Here is a 20,176-nt window from a genome sequence, read left to right as displayed (position 1 = left end):
AGCCGCTATTTTTAGCGATGTTTTAATTTTCTTTTACTTAAGCAAAGTGAAAATTAAAGTCATTCCAGCTAGTGAGACCAAGTAAAAAGAAGCATCGATTAAATAAACTTCGATGGGTTTTTTGGCCCAGATAACACCTGAAAAGTGAGCTGTTGCTATAAAACCAAGCCACATAAAAAACGCAAGTTCAAGAGCTTGAGAAATCGTTGATGCTTGAAGGGAGTAGACAAACACCCCGACAACCCAGGCCATAATAAGACCGACCACAAGCGCCCCGACATAAGATTTAACATTTCCTTTCAAAGCATCTTCTCTAAAACCATGAGCGTCAATCCAAGGACCGCCAAGAAATCTTGGGTGGTACCAAAAATAACCTAAAATCATATTAAAAAGAGTTGCCAAAACAAGCGCAACAGGCGATATTCCAGTTAAGGTAAGCATAGGGTTTCCTCTTACTTCTTTTTCTTTAGCTTTGTACCTAAAACAAAGTTATTGATAAAAGTTTTTTTGATTTAAAGCTCACTTTTTTTAAAAGAAGAGACACAAAATAATATGGCAAAACCCAAAGTAATTATTGTTGGCGCAGGTTTTGGCGGATTAAATGCCGCAAAAGGCTTAAGGAAAGCTCCTATAGATCTTCTTGTCTTGGATAAAACGAACCACCATCTTTTTCAACCCCTTCTCTATCAAGTAGCAACAGCTGCCTTATCCCCTGCCAACATCTCTTCCCCGATTAGAGAAATTTTACGGAATCAAAAAAATACGACTGTCTTAATGAGCGCGATAGAGAAAGTTTTACCTCATGAAAAACTCATTGTTTCAGCAAACGATGAAAAGTTTCCTTATGATGTTTTAGTTCTTGCTACCGGGTCGAGGCATTCCTATTTTGGCCATCCCGAATGGGAAAAGTATGCACCCGGTTTAAAAACAATCCCCGATGCCATTAAAATCAGGGAGCGTATTCTACTCTCGTTTGAGCTTGCAGAACGGGCAAGCGACCCTTCGGTTGCTGAAAAATACCTACGCTTCATCATCGTCGGAGGGGGGCCAACCGGGGTTGAACTTGCAGGATCGGTTGCTGAAATCGCCCATAAAACCCTTTTTAATAACTTTAGAAGAATCATCCCTTCGCAAGCTAAAATCTTTTTAATTGAAGGCGAGTCCGAAATATTAAAAGCGTTTCCCTTAAAGCTTCGTAAAAAAGCCCACGCCATGCTTGCAAAAATGGGGGTCCGCATCATCACCTCCACCCACGTGACAAAAGTTGTCGAAAATGGCATTTATATCGGCGATGACTTTATGGAAAGTTTCAACATCATATGGGCTGCCGGAAATAACGCCCCCTCTCTTCTTAGAACCTTAAATGCCCCTCTTGATAGAATGGGAAGAGTGATTGTTGAAAAGGATTTAAGCTTACCCGGTCACCCTGAGATTTTTGTGATCGGAGACTCAGCCCAGGTAAAAGATGAAAAGGGAGAGCCTCTTCCTGGAATCGCTCCTGTCGCTTTGCAACAAGGCCAATATGTAGCTAATATCATCCGAAAAAAAATCCCTAAAGAGAATAGAAAACCCTTTAAATACTTTGATAAAGGGACTATGGCCACCATCGGTAAATCAAAGGCCATTGTTGCCTTATGGAAAGCTCAGTTTGCCGGGTTATTTGCCTGGCTTCTCTGGTGCTTTATCCACATTCTCTACCTGATTTCTTTTAAAAATAGAATCCTTGTGGCTGCTCAATGGCTTTTTTCCTTCCTTACAGGCGGCCGGCAAGTCAGACTCATTCAAAAGCCTATCTATGATGAGCATGACGCCATTTTCCAATCGAGAAGAAAGATGAAACAGCTTCAAAAAAAATATTTTTCAGATAAAGATTTTTTTAAATAAGAAGACAACCCTTAATTTGAAAGTTATAAACTTCATAATCCTTGCGAAAAAAAAAGGGACCATGTAGGATAGCAGCTTGCTTGAAGGAGTGAAGTTCTTTCAGATCATTTAAGCAATTGGAAAGATGGCTGAGTGGCCGAAAGCGCGTCCCTGCTAAGGACGTATACTCGTGAGGGTATCGAGGGTTCAAATCCCTCTCTTTCCGAATCCATTAAGCAGGCTTTATGCCTGCTTTTTTCATTAAAGGCCTTTTCGAAAAAATAAGTGACAGCACATAAGAAAGCCCGGCTACAAGAGCAATCGTTGCACCGACCGGAAAATCCCATTCAAAAGCGATTAAAATCCCGACCGCTGAAAATAAAGCAGAGAAAAGAGTGGCCAAGATCATCATATGAGAAAGGCGCTTGGTAAAACTTCCGGCGATGGCAGCCGGGATCGTTAACATGGTCATAACAAGGATAATCCCGACGACTTCTATAAGAAGAACCACCGTTATGCCTGTTAAGACAAGAAGCGTTAAATAAAGGATTGGGACATTTTGCTCTTGAAGGTAAGCTTGGTCTTCATCAAAGCAGACAGCCAGGAACCTTTGATGCAAGAAAAAAACAGTGATTAAAATGACAGCGTCTAAAAGAGCCAGTATATAAAGGTCGCTATCGGTTACCCACAAAATATTACCGACAAGAAAATTATTTAATTCTACATTAAACCCGGGGGTCATGGCAATAAATATAACGCCAAGGGCCATCCCGATGGACCAGAGCGCTGCGATCACAGAGTCTTCACGCTCTTTGCGGTAAATGTGGATCAAACCGATGATGATCGCTGAAACAATAGCTGATAGAAATGCCCCTGCAAGGGGTGTTGCCCAGGAAAACAGAAAAACTCTCTCCAGGAAAAGGAATAAACCAATGCCTCCAAGAACAGAGTGGGAAATCCCGCCGCTTATAAAGGCGATTCTTTTAACGACTACATAGGACCCTACTATGCCGCTTGCAATGGAGGCTAAAAGGGCAGCCACACAAGCATTAAAAAGGAGCGGGTTTTCAAATAACGCTTCTAAAAAAGTCATAAAGACTCCTCTTTGATCACCTGAAGACGGCATGAGCTTTCATCTACGTTTTTCTTGAGTAAGGGGGCGTGGTAGAGCCCTAAAGCAAAGTGTTCGCAAACCTCGCTCGTCTTAAAAGTCGACACTTGACCCTCAACACAAAGAACTCGATCCACTAACTGAATGGCGGTAGATAGATCATGGGTGACCATAACTATAGTAATCGTTTCGGAGAGATTTTTTAGAAGATGATAGATTTTTCGCTCTGCTTCCTTGTCAACACTTGCTGTCGGCTCATCTAAAATAAGGAGCGTCGGCTGAGATGCAAGCGCTCTTGCAATTAAGGCGCGCTGCAATTGACCTCCGGATAAGGAGCCGATGGGCCTTTCCTTTAAATCAAGAATGCCGACCTTTTCTAGGGCTTCTTCACTAATTTTTTTGTCTTCTTTATTAAACTTTCCAAACCAGGGAAGGTGCTTTAATCTTCCGGATAGGGCGAGCTCTCCCACGCTAATCGGAAAAGACTTATCGAAAGTCGGGTGCTGCGGAACATAAGAAAAAACTTGTCTATTTTCTTTGGGGGACTTGCCAAAAACTTCAATACGTCCATGCGTTGGCGTCAAAAGCCCTAAAAGAAGCTTAAGAAGAGTTGTTTTCCCTCCTCCATTAGGCCCAATCACACCCAAAAACTCTTTTTCTTTAAGAAAAAAGTTTACGTTAGAGAGAACTTTTGTGCCATCATGGTAATAAAATGAGACATCTTCAAAAAAGGCCACATTCATAAAGGTTCAGTCTCGGAATTTGAAGGGGCTTCGACATTCTTTTTCTTAAGGGAATCATGAAACGATTTCGTAATGTATAGAAGATTTTTGATATAATCTTCGGCATAAGGGTCGATCACAATCACATTCACCCCGAGATGCTTGGCAATAAGCTGAGCCCCCTTATTAGCATGCTGAGGCACCATAAAAATGGCATTAACCGGCAATTTTTCAATTTCTCTTAAAAGATAGGTTAGCTGTTTCGGTGTAGGCTCCCGTCCTTCCGATTCTATGGATACTTGGCGAACCCCATATTCCCTTTGATAATAGGCAAAAGCCGGGTGGGAGACAATAACAGTAAAAGGAATATCGCCGTTAAGCATTGCCGGGATTGTCTTATCAAGCTCTTCAAGCTCTCTAACCAACCCCTCTAATCCTTTTTCATAAGCCTCCTTATGTTCAGGAAACTGCTCGATAAGTGCAGAGGATATAGTTTTGGCCTGGATAATCGCAGCTTTTGGACTTAACCAAACGTGCGGGTCTGATCCGTGCACATGGCAACCTCCATGAGAACAGCAGCTTTCTTGAATCAGTTGAATCCCCTTTCTTGTGTCGACAATTTTCATATTAGGATTTTTTGAAAGGAGTGCTGATTGCAGTTTAGGCTCGAAAACATCCCCCATCGTGAACCAAACTTCAGCTTTTAGCGCTTTAATCATTTGCTGAGGCGTGGGCTCAAAGGTATGGGAACTTACTCCCTGCGGCACCAAAACTTCTATATTAAGGGAATCGCCCGCAATTTTCTGAACAAAAAAACGATGAGGCAAAATACTCACCATAACCGTCTTTTTTTCTTCGGAAGCTTCTTCGGCGTGAGAAAGACCGGAAAGAAAAAGAAAAGACAAAAAAAGGAATCGAAAAAGATTTGGCATCACTAAGCCTTTAAAAAATATTAATAATAATTTTAACTTTTTAAGTTATTTATTGTGTAGATAGCTTTTAGGGAATGCTTAGTCGTTTCAAGAAAATTAGTATACGGTTTCATTTGATTGTTTCCTAGTAAAGAAATATTTTTCTTCAATCAAAAAAAATCCCTATCCCGCTTCTTATCTTGCTAAGAAAATCAAAAAAAACTAGAATACTTTTCTTTCTTCGTCTGGAGGAGTGTCCGAGCGGCCGAAGGAGCACGCCTGGAAAGTGTGTGTACGCTAACCCCGTACCGTGGGTTCGAATCCCACCTCCTCCGATTTTCTTTCCCTACCAAAACTAAATAGTTATCACAAGTTCTGACTAGTCCTAAACTATCCATCCGCTGTTCAAAATATTAAAGGCGCTCAGTAATCGAGAGGCTTAAGAAGAGCCGATGAACTGGCTTATCTTAATTTCCCCTTCCTCATTGGAAAGAAGTTAGAGCTAAAATAGTTAAGCATGAATGTGTAGAAGCAAAAAAAGCCGGAAGAGCCTGATATGAACCCAATAAATTTTCTTCTACAGGATATTATTTAGACCCCCTTGTTAATAAAGCTGTTGTTTTTTCTTCTTTCTTGAGAAGGTAAAATTAAAATATTTTCAGTGTTTTTATTATGAAAAATTGGGTTTTCATTCTCATTTTTTGTACTCCCTTATCTTATGCTCTAGCTAAAAATATTGTTTTAACCATTGATGATTTTCCAATGGGAGACGGCCCTCTTTATTCACTAGAGGAAAGAACGGATCTTTATTTAAAGGCTTTAGAAAAACAAGATTGCTCCGCCGTCTTTTTTTGCATAGGAAGCCACTGCAAGGAAGAGATTAGTTTAAGCTGTCTTTCCAAACTTAGCGATAAAGGGCATGAAATCGCCAATCACTCCATGAACCACTGGCATTTAAGTTCCATCACGCTTAAAGACTTTGAAAAAGAAATCAAAGAAACAGAAAACCTTTTAAAACCTTATTCAACTTTCAAAAAATGGTTCCGTTACCCATTTTTAGACTATGGAAATCAGTTTTTACTAGGCGGCTCGACAAGAAAAACGGTTCAAGGATTTGAGCTTTTAAAACATCTTCAGTACAAAGACGCTTATGTCACAATTAATACTTTTGACTGGCACCTAAATGAAAGGCTAAAAAAATCCATAGCCCAGGGGCGGCAAGTGAACTATGACAAGCTAAAAGAAGTCTACCTTTCCCTAATCAACGATTGGACCGATTTCTATTTAGAGCTATTTGATACCCACCTGAAGAAAGAATTTACCCATACCTTTCTTCTTCATGCAAACGATCTTAATGCCTTATACCTTGAAGATATCTTGGTGCTCCTTAAAGCGAAGGGATTAAATTTTGTTAAAGGCGAAGAGGCTTTTGAAAAAAACGAGTTATCGAAATTAGTATCCCCTTCTCAAAGAACACAATTGATGAGTAAAAAACCAAAAACCCTTGATATTAAAGCGATAGATGAAATCTTAGAAAAAGGGAACGTCTTCACAAGATAAGGGAGATGCCAAGGGCATCTATACGGCTATCTTCCCCATTTAAGGTTGGAACCAATATGGTTTCCATACCCTTATGTTCTGAGAGAATCTTATTGTACTCGTAAGTTTTAATCGCTTTAAAATCGTAATCATGAGGCTTATTAATGGGATTGCCTCTAGGAATTAAATTATCTGTAATTAAAAGGGTTCCGGGCTTCGATAGTTGAAGAATATCCTCAAGATAATCAATGTAACCTTCTTTTTCGGCATCTAGAAAAATTAAATCAAAAGGAGCTTCATTTTGACTTATAAAACGTTTTAAAATTTCATGGCCGTCGCCTACAATTAAATCGATTTTGTGATTCACCCCTGCTTTTATAAAATTTTGCCTGGCTACTTCCGCGTGCTCATGATTTATCTCTAAGGTAGTGATTTTAGCTTCCGGGCAAGCTTTGGCAAGCCAAAGAGTGCTATAGCCGCCAAGAGTTCCAATCTCTAATAACCGATGAGGATTTTTGAGTTTAGCAAGCAAGTAAAGAAATTTGCCCGTATTCTCTGAGATAGCAATTTTTGGCAATGAGGCTTCATGGGAACTTTTTTTAGCATTAGATAGAGCTTCATCTTCATCGCTAAAGTATTCTGAAATATATTCCTTTATTTCTTTATTTCTATCCTCAATCACCCCGATAAATCCTTTCAAGTCAACACTGCGTTCAATTAACAATCGTTATTATATTATAAAAAATAGTTTCTTAATATATATATGAACTATATTTCTATTTCGTTATTAAAAAAAAATATTTTTTCATTATAGTTGCTTTATCAGCAAAAGGAGACTGCTATGCAAGTTGAAACGACGACTCAACGGCCGCTTTACCCACCAGTATTAACTACTGCAACAGAAACTGATCCAACGTCATACCATGCCTCTCAAGAAAACCCTGAAGAAAAAGAACTTGAGACAGAAGGTGCTGACGACTCTTTCCAAACTCAAAAAGCATACGATTTTAGCTTGAATTTTGCCGGTTTTTTAAAACAACAAAATAAAGATTTACGTTCAAGCAGATCGATCATCCCGGAGGACCACTTAAGAGAGCAAAATTTAAGAAAGAATCAGCACTCAAAAGAACTTATTATAACGGTCGCTGAAAGGTGTCCAACAAAAGAAGTCGTGCTTATTTTGGGGGCGGGGGATTGTTCTAATTTGCCTCTTGTTCAATTGACAAAGCTATTTCGAAAAGTAGTATTAGTCGATTTGGACAATGAAAGCATGGAAAATGCAAAAAATCAGCTTAATGAAGAACTACAGGAAAAAATTTCAATAAAAATACAAGACTTAAGCGGCGCCCAAAAATTTCTGGAGACTTTAAAAAAATGCGTGAGCTTTGAAGAATTTAAGGAAACCCTTAATACTTTCTTAGAAACCCCAACTTTTGTCGGGCATGATTTAGCAAACGAACGCGCGGATCTTGTAATTTCTTCCGAGGTTCTAAATAATCTTGGATCTTCTCTAAAAAATTATATTTCTTATCTAAACGAAACCTATTTTGGTTCCTTCTCAGACTTCTTAAAACTTCTTTTTTTAAGCCAACCATGGGAAAGATTCGTACTTGAATTAACCGGATTTCATCTCAAACAGCTTGATTCTTGTTTAAAAATTGATAGCATTGCGTATGTCACTTTTTGCGAATCGATGGTAAACTCTCCAAATGGCTACTACTCGACAAAACAAACCGCTTCATTAGTGCCAAAGCCTATTCTGTTTCAAATTGAAAATACCTACAAAAACAATAGCCCTTTAGCAAGAAAAAAATGGATAAGGAAAATATCTAACCCTGAATCCCAATTGGAAGCTATTTTCTACTCCGCAAGAAATGCCACTACAATTTTTTCTCCAAGAAATAAAGTACTTCAAACTAGGTCTGCTTCCGAGCCTTTAATGCGCCGTCACAAATTTAAGCTTGGGGTTATAAAGGAAGAAAATTTTATAGCAAAAGCAGGAGAATCTTCCGATAGCGATGAATCTTTAACCTCCGGCATGAAAGTCCCCCCTATTAATTTCAATAATAGGTTTAATGCAAAAAAAAATGAAGCTTATGATAACAGTGAATCCTCAGATACTGATGAAGAAGATGAATCCGAAGAACAAATTATCTATTCTCCAAGACAGGTTGAGAACGAGGAACGAGGTTATATTCGTCAACCCAAAAACATAGAAAATATGCAAACCTGGGCTTGGGCAAAAAAGGCCCCTGTAGGAAGTTCTAAAGGCTCTCGTTTAAAAAGATCTATGAGCATTATTAATAAATCGCAGCAACAGAACCCTTATAGCGAGGAATAAAAGACCTTCTCTATCCGGCTATTGTCCTTTACTTAGGCTTAGCCGGATATAAATATTTTGATATATTTCTCTATACAACAATGAATTGAATTTTTAAACTCCCCTCCAAAAAATATCTATCTTTTAAAGTTTAGGGGAAACAGACGATGCTCTCAAATTTATTGAATCTAATTTTTTCTTTATTCATTTTTTCAAGTTTTAATCTTAATGCCAATGAAACAAAACATGTGATCGCAATTGGCGCACCGACCATCGACTTTCTTCTCGATGTAGATGAATCATTCCTGGATTCTATTAAAGGGGAAAAGGGCGGCTGCGAAGTTGTTGATTGGCCGACTTTTAAAAGCATCGTGCATGAAAATAGAAGTTTTTTAAGAAGATATGCCACAGGAGGCAGCAGTGCGAACACAATCAAAGGGCTTGCAAGCTTAGGTCTCGAAGCCTCCTTTTTTGGCCGCATCGGAAACGATGATCTAGGTGAATTTTTTTTCAATCGTCTTTTAGAAATTGGGGTCACACCGGAACTGATCAGAACAGAAAAACCGACTCAACAAGTCGCTTGCCTTATCACACCGGATTGTCAAAGAACCATGCGCTGCTTTCTTGGCGCCACCCTTGAATTTTCAGACCATGATATTATTCCGGAAATTTTTGAGGGAAAGCATTTAGTTCATATCGAAGGATATGCGTTAAGACACGAGGGTCTTGTCAAAAAAGCTTTTAGCTTAGCAAAAGAAAAGGGGTTAAAAACTTCTTTCGATCTTGGGGCCCATGAGCTTGCCCGTGAATATAAAGATAGTCTTATGAAAGAAATTTTGCCTAGTGTGGATGTCTTATTTGCAAACCAAGATGAAGCTTTTGCGCTAACAGGCCTTGATCCCAAAGAAGCCTGCGAGGAATTGCAAAAAATGGTAGATACGGTTGTCATTCTTATTGGAAAAGACGGTTGCTTTGTCGGATCAAAGGGAACCACCTCTCATTTTGGAACAACGCCTGCTGAAATGGTCGATTCAACAGGGGCCGGAGACTTATTCGCAAGCGGTTTTATCTATGGGTATTTAAAGGGTTTAAGTCATCAGGAATCCGCACAAATAGGCAATCTTCTCGGCGGGGCTGTCGTTGAAGAAGTCGGCGCTGAAATATCCGATGAGCGGTGGGAGAGGCTTTTACATAAAATTCGCTCTCTCGAATCTCTACCCGCTTTGGCCGGAAAGTAAAAGTTCCATTTGCTGATACTTACGCATGAGGTCGCGCCATTTTGCGGCCTCTTCAAATTCCATGTTTTTAGCAGCCTCTTTCATCTTTAATTCGCACTCACGCTGCTTTTTTTGAATATCATCAAGAGATAATAGCGATTCTTGTTTTGTGGCTTTTTTAGTCTCTAATTCAGCTAATTCTTCAACTTCCTCAACTAGCGGACTAATATGTCTTTTTACAGTGGTCGGCGTGATGTTATTTCTTGAGTTGTAAGTTCTTTGAATCTCTCTTCTTCTTTCTGTGATAGCAAGAGCCGCCTTTATCGAATCAGTCATTTTATCGGCATACATCACAACCCTTCCCAAACTATTTCTTGCAGCTCTTCCGCAAGTTTGAACAAGGGAGGTTTCGCTTCTCAAAAAACCTTCTTTATCAGCATCCAAGATGGCTACCAAGGTCACTTCCGGGATATCAAGCCCTTCTCTTAAAAGGTTGATCCCGACAAGAACATCGAAATTTCCTTGACGAAGCTCATTAATAATCTGCATTCTCTCAAGAGTGTCGATATCTGAATGCAAATACTTAGCTTTGATGCCAAGTTCAAGCAAGTAATTGGTTAATTCTTCAGAGAGTCTTTTTGTTAATGTGGTGACAAGGACTCTACCTCCCTCTCCTACTTCTTTTCGTATCTCCTCAAGACAGTCATCGATTTGATCGCTTGCTTTTCTAATTGTGATTTCAGGGTCTAAAAGCCCTGTCGGTCGAATAATCTGCTCTACAACCACACCGCCTGCTTCTTTAACTTCAAAAGCGGCCGGCGTTGCCGAGACATAGACCACTTGATGAAACCTTTTGTACGTTTCATCGAATTTTAGGGGCCTGTTATCATAAGCTGAGGGTAGTCTAAAGCCATAATCGACAAGCGCTTGCTTCCTTGCCCTATCTCCATTATACATTGCGTGAAGCTGAGGAACCGTTTGATGCGATTCATCAATAAAGAGCAAGTAATCGGAAGGGAAATAATCGATAAGGCATGGAGGCGGATCCCCGGGATTTCGTTTACTGAAATGGCGCGAATAATTTTCAATTCCTTTACAAAAACCTATTTCTTTTATCATTTCAAGATCATGTCTTGTCCTTTGATCGATTCTTTGAGCTTCAATCAAAAGGTTCCGCTCCTCAAACCATTTTATACGCTCTTTCATCTCCTCTTTTATGGTTTCCATAGCATCGATACGAACCTCTTCAGGTGTAACGTGGTGGGATCCCGGATAAATGGTGATGCTATTGAGAGTGCGTCTTGGCCTACCTGTCAAGGGATCGATTTCAAAAATCCTCTCAATTTCATCCCCGAAAAATTCAATCCTATAGGCTAGTTCATCCTCATAAGCCGGAAAAATGTCTAAGACATCTCCTCTAACTCGAAAAGTTGATCTCGCAAAGTCATAGTCGTTACGCTTATATTGCATTTCAACAAGATGCATGAGGATGTCATCCCGTCTTCTTTTTTCATTGACTGCGAGAGTCAAATTCATACCCTTGTAGTATTCAGGTGAGCCAAGGCCATAGATGCAAGAAACAGAAGCCACGATAATAACATCGCTTCGCTCTAAAAGAGACCTTGTCGCTGAAAGCCGCATTTTGTCGATGCGGTCATTGATCGAAAGGTCTTTTTCTATATAAGTGTCTGTTCTTGGGATATAAGCTTCCGGCTGATAGTAGTCATAGTAGGAAACAAAATATTCAACCGCGTTATCGGGGAAAAAACCCTTAAACTCTTGATAGAGCTGGGCGGCTAATGTTTTATTATGAGCTAAAATAAGAGTCGGCCTTTGAACATTGACAATGATATTGGCCATAGTAAAAGTTTTGCCAGATCCTGTGACACCAAGCAAAACTTGAGAAGGAGCCCCTGATAAGACCCCGTCTGTCAACTGTTCAATGGCTCTTGGTTGATCGCCCTTAGGCATGTAGTCTGTTTTTAATCTGAACATAGTGTTTTATTATATTATGTGTTTAAAATGTAATTATATAGGATTAGCCTTTTGTTTTAAACCTTCGCTTTTAGAGGTAAAAATGCTCATTTGGAAGCAAGCCATCCCGGGAATTGCGCTTAATAGTTATCTTATCGGCGACGAAAGTCAAAAAACTTGCGTTGTAATCGATCCCTCCCTTGACTTTCAACCGCTTGTTGAAAAAGCAAAAGAATGGAATTTTGAAATAAAAAAAATCCTGGAAACTCATATTCACGCCGATTTTATTTCGGGGGCTTCCTCTTTAAAATCTGCATTAAACGGAAAAGCTGAAATCTACTCTTCAGGAGAGAATGAAAATAGCAATAATTACGCAGATGTCTTTGTCAAAGACGGGGATCAATTTTCCATTGGTTCCTTACGATTTAAGGCGCTTTTTACCCCGGGGCATACACCGGAACATCTATCCTGGCTTCTTTTCGATGAAAAAAAATCTAAAGAGTTCCCTCAAATTTTATTTTCAGGTGATTTTTTATTCCCGGGATCTCTTGGCAGACCCGATTTATTAGGAGATGAAGCTATAGGTGATTTAAGCCGGCAATTATATGAGAGCAGTTTTGTTAAGCTTCAAGATCTTCCCGACAACCTTTTTATTTATCCTGCCCATGGCGCCGGTTCTTCCTGCGCAAAATCAATTAAAGGTAATGAGACAACACTTGGCGAAGAAAGAAAAAATAACCCTTATTTAAAGAAAAAACCCTTTCAGGAATGGTTTAACTACTTACTAATGGATATGCCAAAACCTCCTCAATATTTTTTTAGAGTAAAAAAAATTAATGCCGAAAAAAACCCTTACAACTTAAAGCCGGCTCAAATAGTGCATCTCTCTCCAAAGGAAGCCTATCAGCAAATAGCAAAAAAGAACGCTTTAGTCTTAGATGTAAGAAATAAAGAGGCGTTTAGCAAAAAACACGTTAAAAACTCCCTTTTTATCGGAAAAAATTCCCCTCAATTCTTAACTTACGCAGGCTTGCTTATAGAGGCGAATCAGCCCCTTATCCTCCTTGCTGAAAATGAGAAGGACGCTGAGGATGCGTTTAAAAAACTTCAACTTATCGGTATAGATCAAATTTTAGGAGCCGTTGAAGGGGGGATTTCCTCTTGGGAAGAAGAAGGGCTTCCAATAAATCATTTAGAACTCCTCGATCCGGCCTCTCTTAAGCCCAAACTAGAAGATGAGAGTACAACGGTTTTAGATGTCCGATCTTTACCTGAATGGAATCAAAAGCATATAGAAAAAGCCAAGTTTTTCCCAATAACTGAATTTTCAAAGGATCAAACTCTTGAGGAAAAACCCTACATCACCGTATGCCAATCCGGCTATCGAGCTGCCATAATCGCATCCCTTCTATTACAGCAAGGCCATAAGAATATCTCGTCTCTACAAGGGGGAATGGACGCCTTGAATCTTTAGATGTTTGTTTGGCTTTTTTGTATACTACATAAGCCACTCAGATCAATGAGAAGGTATGAGATAGGATTTAAGCAGCTTTTCTTCTGCTTTATGGCATTCCTAAACTTGTCATAGCTTTTAAGGCTTTAGCTTTGATATACGCCTCAAACTCTTGAAATGTTTAGCATTTTAGATCTCTCCCAAAAAGCATTTTAAACCATACATGTAAGTTTCAGCAAGGCTTGACTCTATCAACAGGACGGTCTAGCGGACCATAACCTAAAATTGACTGCTTGTTCAAATGTGATCGAGGGAGAATTACCTCATACTATTGAACACGAAGGAAATCGAGCCTTCGGGATAGCAGCATTTGGGCAGGAAGCACTGGATTTACCCTATTGCTTTGGTTCGGCAGCCATGATAAATCTTTCTGACGAAGCCGTCATAGAAAAATAAGATTATGGAAGCTCATACTCTGCCGGTTCAAAATCGACTAGCCTTACGATCTTTTTTTGCATCTTTTGCTCATTTTTATGATCGTAATCTTTATAGGCGATGGTATTCCAGTCATGACCATAGTTTCGATTAAGATAGGCCATCCATCGATTCGGGGCAGGGATAGTTAAAGGGCCGAAAGGCAGTTTTTTTAAATTTTCCTTGATATCTTTAACTTGAAACCACTCATTAGTTAATCTTTGCCTTAGGGTCTTATTCTTATGAATGATAAGACCCTCTTCTTCTTTCATCACAAAAAAATCGATAAAAGGGAATTTCCAAGGATAGAACCCTTTATTATCGGGTCTTTGAATAGCATCTCCTTCTTTTGAAAAAATTTTATACCCTCCACCAAAAGAAGCAAGGATCAGACCTTTTTCGTAGAGTTCTTCCTGCAAGCTCAAAAGAAGGTCCTCTTCTTCTTCTAAAATCCCAAAGTCAAGGTCATCATCCCATGGAATAATAGAACCATGCCTTACTGCCCCAAGAAGCGTTCCGCACATAGCAAAGACACAAACCCCTTTTTCTTCCAGGATGGGCAAAGTTTTTAGAAGTAAATCATACATTTTCCCCACCTCTTCTTTAGGGACATGAGGAAGACTTTTTTCGGTTTCAAAGGGTTCATTGTTAGAAAACGAAGGAAGAGGCGAGCAGATTGAAAAAATAGTTAAAAAGAGGGAAAGGCTTTTTTTCGTGAAAGTCATATTTATCCTTGAAGCAAACAAAAATCTTTGATAAAATTTAAAGGAAAAACTTTAATTAAGTTATAAAATTTACATCTTTTTTATCTTATAGTATGGAAAGATGCAAAATAAATTCTTAGACAAATTTAAACTTTTGCAAGGTCTGAATGTCCGGATTATCCTTAATACCGCCCGTTGTTGTTTTTATTGTTGGTTTTTGGACAAAAAAAATCCGTCTTGCCCTTTTTTTAGGGGTTTTAACCGCTGCTTTTATCGCCTCGGGCTTTGCTCCAATTGACTCTCTAATTTTAACTTTCGGACGTATTTTCGAAAATTCCCAGGTCACGAACCTATTTTCATTAGAGAAGCTCACCTCTTCAAGCAATCTTCTTATTATGCTCTTTGTTTTGTCCTTGGGCGTATTAATTGAAATGATTCGGCTATCCGATTCGGCAAACGCCTTCGTTTCTTTTGCTGAAAAATCGGTTAAAAGCAAGAAATCTGCAGAGACAGGTTCTCTTATCATGTCTCATTGCCTTTCAATGGATGATTATTTAAGCAGCCTAACCGTTGGTTCTGTCTTAAGGCCGCTCACTGACCGCTTTAAAATCCCAAGAATCAAACTTGCTTTTTTAACCGACTCTATGGCGGCTCCTTTAACCATGCTTACTCCAATTTCAAGCTGGGCGGCTGCAATTTTAGGATTTTTAACAGAAAATGGCGTGGGCTATCTTGAAGATAAAAACACCCTTGTTTTAGCAAGCCCTTACTCTCTTTATTTAAATATTCTGCCCTATGTCTTTTACTCAATAGCGCTTGTTATCGCCGTTTGGGTTATTGTCAGGAAAGAGCTCAGCTTCGGGTTAATGAATGAGCATGAAGCGCTTGCACAAACGACAGGAGACTTGCTTGGCGGCAAAAAACTTGATTTTTCAATCGCGAAAGGCGCTCACTTGGGCGGGCGGGAATCCAGGCTTTTAGACTTTTTCATTCCTATTGGCTCCCTGCTTTTTTCAATGCCTCTTTTTCTTCTTTATTGCGGCGGTTTCTTTTTAATGGGCGGCCAAAATGACTTTCTTGTCGCCTTAAGAGAGGCCCCTATTTCGCTCGTATTATTTTTATCCGGCATGACCTCTCTTATCGCTTCCTCCCTCTACTTTAGGTTGAGCCAAAAATTTTATGCAAAGGACCTCTTAAAAGTATATCGAAGCGGCATTTGGTTAATGCTTCCTGTCAACGCGATTCTTTTACTTGCCTGGACTATGGGGGGCTTGCTTAGGCAAGACTTGCAAACAGGCCAATGGATCGCTTCGTTAATTGTGGATTCGGTCCCTCTTGTTCTATTACCGCTTATCCTCTTCTGGAACGCCACGATTATTTCCTTGTCTCTTGGCAGTTCTTGGGCAACAGCCGCCATCCTCTTCCCGATTGCCATTCCTATGGTTATGGGCCTTGAAAGAGCAGCTATTCCCTCTACTATCGAGGAATTGCCGATCCTTCTTCCTGTTTTTGGCGCCATCCTATCAGGGGCTGTTTGCGGAGACCATATCTCCTTAATATCGGACACCACCATTATGGCAACTTCAAGTTCAGGATCGGATTTATGGGATCACGTGAAATCCCAAGGGTTTTATGCGCTGCCCATATTTGCCGGAAGCTCTTTCGCTTTTCTTGCAGCCGGGTTTTTAAGCGTCTCGTTTTCGCCTCTTCAAACGCTTCTTGTCTCTATGGGAGTCGCCATTTCAATCAGCCTATCCCTACTCTTCCTCATGCATTATTTAAACTGCAAAAAGGGTGAAGAAGCGTTGGTTTTGAATGAAACGGAATAATTCTATCTAAATAGGATAGGAGGGTATTCTTGGCGAACACGGATTAAAGTTTCTGAGAGCTCATTATGAAGGAGCCCGTTAGTTGCCAAGATTCTTCCGGTTTCAAGATCTATCGGACCATTTTCATAAGAAGACAAGGAGCCAAAGGCTTCCTTAACAAGAAGAGCGCCGGCTGCTATATCCCAAATTTTAAGACCCCTTTCCCAAAAGCCGTCATACCTTCCTGCTGCAACAAAAGCCAAGTCTAAAGCCGCTGAGCCACCTCTTCGGACACCATGAGTGATGCTCGTTAAATAGCAAAATTCTAAGTAATTATTATCTTTTGTGTCACGTCTATCATAAGCAAACCCGGTGGCAAGAAGACTTTTCGAAAGGGTTTCTGTTTTGGTTACAAAAAGCTGCCTATCATTTAAGTAAGCCCCTTTTTCTTTTATAGCTTTGAATAATTCGTTTGTAATGGGGTTATAGACAAGGCCTACAACCGGCTCCATCTTATAAAGAAGCCCGATTGATATGGCAAAAACAGGCATTTGATGGGTGTAGTTTGTCGTCCCATCCAAAGGGTCGATGGCCCAAAGGTAATCCGTATCTTTCGATGGAATTAAACCGCCTTCTTCGCCGATGATAGGATGAGAGGGGAAATGTTTTTTAATGATTGTTGTTATAGCATATTCCGAAGCGTTATCAGCTTCTGTAACAAGATCTCCCTGAATGCTTTTTTCTCTAACATTTTCAAGTTTTCCAAAATGGTTGAGAAGAATTTTACCGCCTTCCATCGAGGCCTTTTCAGCAATTGCAAGGGCTTTTTCTAAATTGATATTCATGCTTATTTTTTTGATCAATATGGGTAAACTTGCTAAGATAACCCTACCGAGATAACGGGTTTAATTGCAAGTCAAGCGGAGAATTTCTTATGACATTAACATTTAAAGGTAAAACGATTCATCTTAAAGGAAAGCCCTTGGAAGTGGGTCAAAAAGCGCCTGATTTTAATCTGACTCAAGCGGACTTAAGCGAAATTTCCCTTGCGGATTTAGGTCCTGTCGCTAAAGTTCTTAATATTGTTCCAAGCTTGGATACCAATGTTTGCAGCACCTCTGCCAAAAAATTTAATGACAAACTTAAAGGAAAAGAAGTTCTTCTTGTAAACATCTCAATGGATCTTCCTTTTGCTCAAGATCGCTTTTGCAAAGCCTCCGGAATTGAGAATGGAAAAACCTTATCGGCTTTTAGAAGCTCTTTTGGGGAAGATTACGGCGTCCTCATGCAAGACGGTCCTTTAGCGAACCTCCTGTCGAGGGTAGTCGTATTGCTTGATAAAAACAATAAAGTCTTGTACATCGAAAAGGTCCCTGAAATTACACATGAACCCAATTACGACGCTGCTCTAAAAGCATTAGGCCTCTAGGGCCTCATTTTTGAAAGAGGCGCTATCAATCACAAAACGGTACTTTACATCGCTTTTCAGCATACGTTCATACGCTTCGTTAATTTTCTGGATGGGAATGATTTCAATGTCGGAAGTGATGCTATGCTCGGCGCAAAAGTCGAGCATTTCTTGCGTCTCTTTTAAACCTCCGATTAAAGATCCGGCAAGGCTTCTTCTTCCGAAAATCAAATTAGTGACATTAGGAGAAGGGTGAGGAGTAGGCGGGGCGCCCACAAGACATAGCGTTCCATCGCTTTTTAAAAGCTCGATATACGGGTCGAGATTGTGGGCTGCGGCAACTGTATTTATAATAAAATCAAAGGATCTAAGATGTTTTTTCATTTCGTTCGCATCTTTTGAGAGAACCACTTCATCAGCTCCAAGTCGTTTGGCATCCTCAACTTTATTTTTTGAAGTAGTAAAAAGAACGACTTTTGCGCCCATGGCATGAGCCAATTTAATAGCCATATGGCCAAGACCGCCAAGACCCACCACACCGACTTTTGAGTTTTTTCCAACTTTCCAATGCTTCAAGGGTGAATAGGTTGTAATTCCTGCGCAAAGTAAGGGGGCAACGCCCGGAAGATCCTTCTCTTTGAATTTTTTAGGGACATGAAGAACAAACTTTTCGTCCACAATAATTTGAGTGGAATAACCTCCATAAGTAATCGAGTTTCCATGCCGCTTATCGATGCCATTATAGGTTAAAACAAACCCGTTTTCGCAGTATTGCTCTAAGCTTTGCTCGCAATAAGAGCAAGTCCTGCAAGAATCCACAAGACAGCCAACCGCAGCCAAGTCTCCAACCTTAAAAGATTTAACCTTAGAGCCGACAGCGGTCACTTTTCCGACGATTTCATGTCCCGGGACAATAGGGTAAAGAGTGTTTTTCCATTCATTTCGGGCAGAGTGTAGATCCGAATGGCAGATGCCGCAAAACAAGATTTCTATTTGAACATCGTTTTCGAGAACGTCTCTTCTCTCAAAAGTAAAGGGGGCAAGGGGTGATTTTTCTGATTTTGCTGCGTAACCTTTTATTTTTTTAGCCATAACAACCTCTACTTATGAAAGTTATAAAAGTCTTTTTAGGTAAAAATTCAAGGGGGATGATGGTAATTTAACTTATTAATAAATTTTTATTTTTAAAATTTCAATAAATATGAATTTATCGTAGAGAGTCGTCCAGAAAATCATTCCCGTAATCGAACGTAATTTCTTCGCCTGTTTCAATCGGTCTAATGGCTCTAATGACAATATGCAGAAGATGATGATTTAAAGTGATAATGGATTCCGCATTAGGCGACTTCGAATGATTAATAAAACTGACTTCATTTGCGAAAGATTCGGCATCGATTGTGTAGTTAAATAATTTTTTATTTAAAGGATATCGAAAACAATAGGGGTTGATATAAGAGGAAAAATAGCGGCTGACCTTCAAAATCATTCCCACATATTCGCCTATAAACTCCCCAGGCTTTAAAGGGGAATCCGCAAAAACCCCAAAGCCTATGCGATCGTGAATAAAACGGATCGAAACATCGGCGACTTTTCCTTGCAAAAGCTCATTTCTATACTGAAACCCAAACCACTCGGCCTGCTTATCGATCTCGCCTTCGTCAAACCCTTTTTTAATCTCATTAATTAATTCGTAGCAGAATTTTCGGCTCGGGAAGGCCAAATGGTCGATATAATTGACATGGGTTAACTTTTCAAATTCCTTTACCCTTACACGGCGTGCAAGTTTATCCCATTTAAAGGCTATCTTGATTTCCCGAGCCTTTTTGAATTCAGGATCGTAGGGTAAAGGCTCCGGAAAATAATTCTCTTTTAACAAGCCTATCTTTAAGACTCCTCAACGGAATTTTTTTCTTTAGAACGCCTAATGCCGGTTTTTTCTTTCTTTACCGCCTCTTTTGGCTTAGCTGAAACTTTCTTATCTTTATCAGCTTTTTCGGAATCATCAGAGAAATCAAAAGCTGAAACTTTTTTTTCTTTCTCAGCTTTTAGGTAATCATCATAAAACTCAAATTCAGGAGGGGGCAGATGTTTATTTTTTTCGCGGATGACCTCGCATTTATGACACACTCCTTCGCTAAAAGAGGCGCTGAAGGTAAATCCCAAAATAAGCATTAAAAAAATTTTCATATAATGACCTCTATTGAATAGATACGATTTCAACATCAAAATGAAGCGTTTTATCTGCAAGGGGATGATTGGCGTTGATTGTGACGCTATTTTCCGAAAGTCTTATAATCTCAGCTTGAGTGATCTTTCCCGTTTTTTTCTGTTTAATCTCTATTTGCTGTCCGACGTGCGGGCTTAGATCCTGAGGTAGATTTCTTCTTAAAACTTCCACAATAAGCTCTTCACGGCTAAATCCGTAGGCGTCTTCGGGTTTAAGGGTAAAACTTTTCTTATCCCCTTCTTTTAAACCGATCAGCTCTTTTTCAAATGCCGGGAAAACCTGTCCGCCTCCAACTTTAAATTCGAGGGGCTTTTTCCCTTGAGTTGAATCAAAAGAAGACCCGTCTTCAAGCCTTCCCGCATAATGGATCTTTACCAGGCTGCCCTTTTTGACTTCGTTCATTAGAAATCCCATGTTTTACTCTTGATTTGAGGTAATCATAATT

The 20,176-nt window shown here is 39.7% G+C and carries 19 protein-coding genes and 2 tRNA genes; 9 read left to right on the top strand and 12 right to left on the bottom strand.

Annotated elements, in window-relative coordinates:
• Positions 1–33: 33 nt before the first annotated feature.
• A complete protein-coding gene (locus tag CSEC_RS09045) occupies positions 34–441 on the bottom strand; it encodes a DUF1761 domain-containing protein (protein ID WP_041018098.1) in 408 nt (135 codons plus the stop codon).
• Between the two features lie 111 nt (positions 442–552).
• Between CSEC_RS09045 and CSEC_RS09040 the strand changes: the two genes are divergently transcribed.
• Together CSEC_RS09040 and CSEC_RS09035 are read left to right on the top strand one after the other, a co-directional pair.
• Positions 553–1,884, top strand: coding sequence for an NAD(P)/FAD-dependent oxidoreductase (locus CSEC_RS09040; protein WP_053331954.1), 1,332 nt, complete (start codon positions 553–555; stop codon positions 1,882–1,884).
• Positions 1,885–2,002: 118 nt separating this feature from the next.
• A tRNA-Ser gene (locus CSEC_RS09035) sits at positions 2,003–2,089 on the top strand.
• Positions 2,090–2,095: 6 nt separating this feature from the next.
• On the opposite strand, the gene CSEC_RS09030 is transcribed toward CSEC_RS09035, so the two are convergent.
• Genes CSEC_RS09030 through CSEC_RS09020 form a run of 3 tightly spaced genes read right to left on the bottom strand, consistent with a single transcriptional unit; the run spans position 2,096 to position 4,628 of the window.
• Entirely contained in the window at positions 2,096–2,956 is an 861-nt protein-coding gene (locus CSEC_RS09030; RefSeq protein ID WP_041018097.1) for a metal ABC transporter permease, read from the bottom strand.
• Positions 2,953–3,717, bottom strand: a complete 765-nt coding sequence (locus CSEC_RS09025; RefSeq protein ID WP_053331953.1) for a metal ABC transporter ATP-binding protein — start codon at positions 3,715–3,717, stop codon at positions 2,953–2,955. The genes CSEC_RS09030 and CSEC_RS09025 overlap by 4 nt, the downstream gene beginning before the upstream one ends.
• The gene (locus tag CSEC_RS09020) at positions 3,714–4,628 is read right to left on the bottom strand and encodes a metal ABC transporter solute-binding protein, Zn/Mn family (protein WP_053331952.1); all 915 of its coding nucleotides are present in this window, start codon (positions 4,626–4,628) and stop codon (positions 3,714–3,716) included. Before CSEC_RS09020 ends, CSEC_RS09025 begins: the two co-directional genes overlap by 4 nt.
• A gap of 226 nt (positions 4,629–4,854) precedes the next feature.
• Here CSEC_RS09020 and CSEC_RS09015 point away from each other — a divergent pair.
• A tRNA-Ser gene (locus CSEC_RS09015) sits at positions 4,855–4,942 on the top strand.
• Between the two features lie 337 nt (positions 4,943–5,279).
• The gene (locus CSEC_RS09010) at positions 5,280–6,167 is read left to right on the top strand and encodes a polysaccharide deacetylase family protein (protein WP_041018096.1); all 888 of its coding nucleotides are present in this window, start codon (positions 5,280–5,282) and stop codon (positions 6,165–6,167) included.
• On the opposite strand, the gene CSEC_RS09005 is transcribed toward CSEC_RS09010, so the two are convergent.
• Positions 6,157–6,846 carry an O-methyltransferase gene (locus CSEC_RS09005; RefSeq protein ID WP_161780980.1) on the bottom strand — a complete coding sequence of 230 codons (690 nt, stop codon included), beginning with the start codon at positions 6,844–6,846 and terminating at the stop codon, positions 6,157–6,159. The genes CSEC_RS09010 and CSEC_RS09005 overlap by 11 nt on opposite strands.
• A 141-nt stretch (positions 6,847–6,987) precedes the next feature.
• Between CSEC_RS09005 and CSEC_RS09000 the strand changes: the two genes are divergently transcribed.
• Together CSEC_RS09000 and CSEC_RS08995 are read left to right on the top strand one after the other, a co-directional pair.
• The gene (locus CSEC_RS09000; RefSeq protein WP_041018095.1) at positions 6,988–8,487 is read left to right on the top strand and encodes a hypothetical protein; all 1,500 of its coding nucleotides are present in this window, start codon (positions 6,988–6,990) and stop codon (positions 8,485–8,487) included.
• 146 nt (positions 8,488–8,633) lie between these two features.
• Complete coding sequence (locus CSEC_RS08995; RefSeq protein ID WP_053331950.1) at positions 8,634–9,704, top strand: adenosine kinase; 1,071 nt, start codon at positions 8,634–8,636, stop codon at positions 9,702–9,704.
• On the opposite strand, the gene uvrB is transcribed toward CSEC_RS08995, so the two are convergent.
• A complete protein-coding gene (uvrB, locus tag CSEC_RS08990) occupies positions 9,681–11,678 on the bottom strand; it encodes an excinuclease ABC subunit UvrB (RefSeq protein WP_041018094.1) in 1,998 nt (665 codons plus the stop codon). The genes CSEC_RS08995 and uvrB overlap by 24 nt on opposite strands.
• An 82-nt stretch (positions 11,679–11,760) precedes the next feature.
• On the opposite strand from uvrB, the gene CSEC_RS08985 reads away from it, so the two are divergent.
• Positions 11,761–13,131: an MBL fold metallo-hydrolase gene (locus CSEC_RS08985; RefSeq protein WP_041018093.1), complete on the top strand. Its 1,371-nt coding sequence runs from the start codon at positions 11,761–11,763 to the stop codon at positions 13,129–13,131.
• A gap of 437 nt (positions 13,132–13,568) precedes the next feature.
• Here CSEC_RS08985 and CSEC_RS08980 read toward each other — a convergent pair whose 3' ends face one another.
• Positions 13,569–14,309: a LicD family protein gene (locus CSEC_RS08980; protein WP_041018092.1), complete on the bottom strand. Its 741-nt coding sequence runs from the start codon at positions 14,307–14,309 to the stop codon at positions 13,569–13,571.
• 146 nt (positions 14,310–14,455) lie between these two features.
• Between CSEC_RS08980 and CSEC_RS08975 the strand changes: the two genes are divergently transcribed.
• The gene (locus CSEC_RS08975; RefSeq protein ID WP_041018091.1) at positions 14,456–16,117 is read left to right on the top strand and encodes a Na+/H+ antiporter NhaC family protein; all 1,662 of its coding nucleotides are present in this window, start codon (positions 14,456–14,458) and stop codon (positions 16,115–16,117) included.
• Positions 16,118–16,119: 2 nt separating this feature from the next.
• Here CSEC_RS08975 and CSEC_RS08970 read toward each other — a convergent pair whose 3' ends face one another.
• Complete coding sequence (locus CSEC_RS08970) at positions 16,120–16,941, bottom strand: inositol monophosphatase family protein (protein WP_041018090.1); 822 nt, start codon at positions 16,939–16,941, stop codon at positions 16,120–16,122.
• A gap of 89 nt (positions 16,942–17,030) precedes the next feature.
• On the opposite strand from CSEC_RS08970, the gene tpx reads away from it, so the two are divergent.
• Positions 17,031–17,525, top strand: a complete 495-nt coding sequence (tpx, locus tag CSEC_RS08965; protein ID WP_041018089.1) for a thiol peroxidase — start codon at positions 17,031–17,033, stop codon at positions 17,523–17,525.
• Here the strand turns inward: tpx and CSEC_RS08960 are convergent.
• The 4 genes from CSEC_RS08960 to CSEC_RS08945 all read right to left on the bottom strand — a co-directional run bounded on the left by CSEC_RS08960 (position 17,514) and on the right by CSEC_RS08945 (position 20,133).
• Entirely contained in the window at positions 17,514–18,596 is a 1,083-nt protein-coding gene (locus CSEC_RS08960) for an NAD(P)-dependent alcohol dehydrogenase (RefSeq protein ID WP_041018088.1), read from the bottom strand. The genes tpx and CSEC_RS08960 overlap by 12 nt on opposite strands.
• Positions 18,597–18,711: 115 nt before the next feature.
• The gene (locus CSEC_RS12795) at positions 18,712–19,380 is read right to left on the bottom strand and encodes an SET domain-containing protein-lysine N-methyltransferase (RefSeq protein WP_053331949.1); all 669 of its coding nucleotides are present in this window, start codon (positions 19,378–19,380) and stop codon (positions 18,712–18,714) included.
• A gap of 8 nt (positions 19,381–19,388) precedes the next feature.
• Positions 19,389–19,691 carry a hypothetical protein gene (locus CSEC_RS08950; RefSeq protein ID WP_041018087.1) on the bottom strand — a complete coding sequence of 101 codons (303 nt, stop codon included), beginning with the start codon at positions 19,689–19,691 and terminating at the stop codon, positions 19,389–19,391.
• A 10-nt stretch (positions 19,692–19,701) separates the two neighbouring features.
• Complete coding sequence (locus CSEC_RS08945; RefSeq protein WP_041018184.1) at positions 19,702–20,133, bottom strand: FKBP-type peptidyl-prolyl cis-trans isomerase; 432 nt, start codon at positions 20,131–20,133, stop codon at positions 19,702–19,704.
• Between the last annotated feature and the right edge of the window lie 43 nt (positions 20,134–20,176).

The sequence above is a fragment of the Criblamydia sequanensis CRIB-18 genome (genome assembly GCF_000750955.1).
Lineage (GTDB): Bacteria > Chlamydiota > Chlamydiia > Chlamydiales > Criblamydiaceae > Criblamydia > Criblamydia sequanensis.
This window is presented reverse-complemented; position numbering and strand designations above follow the sequence as displayed.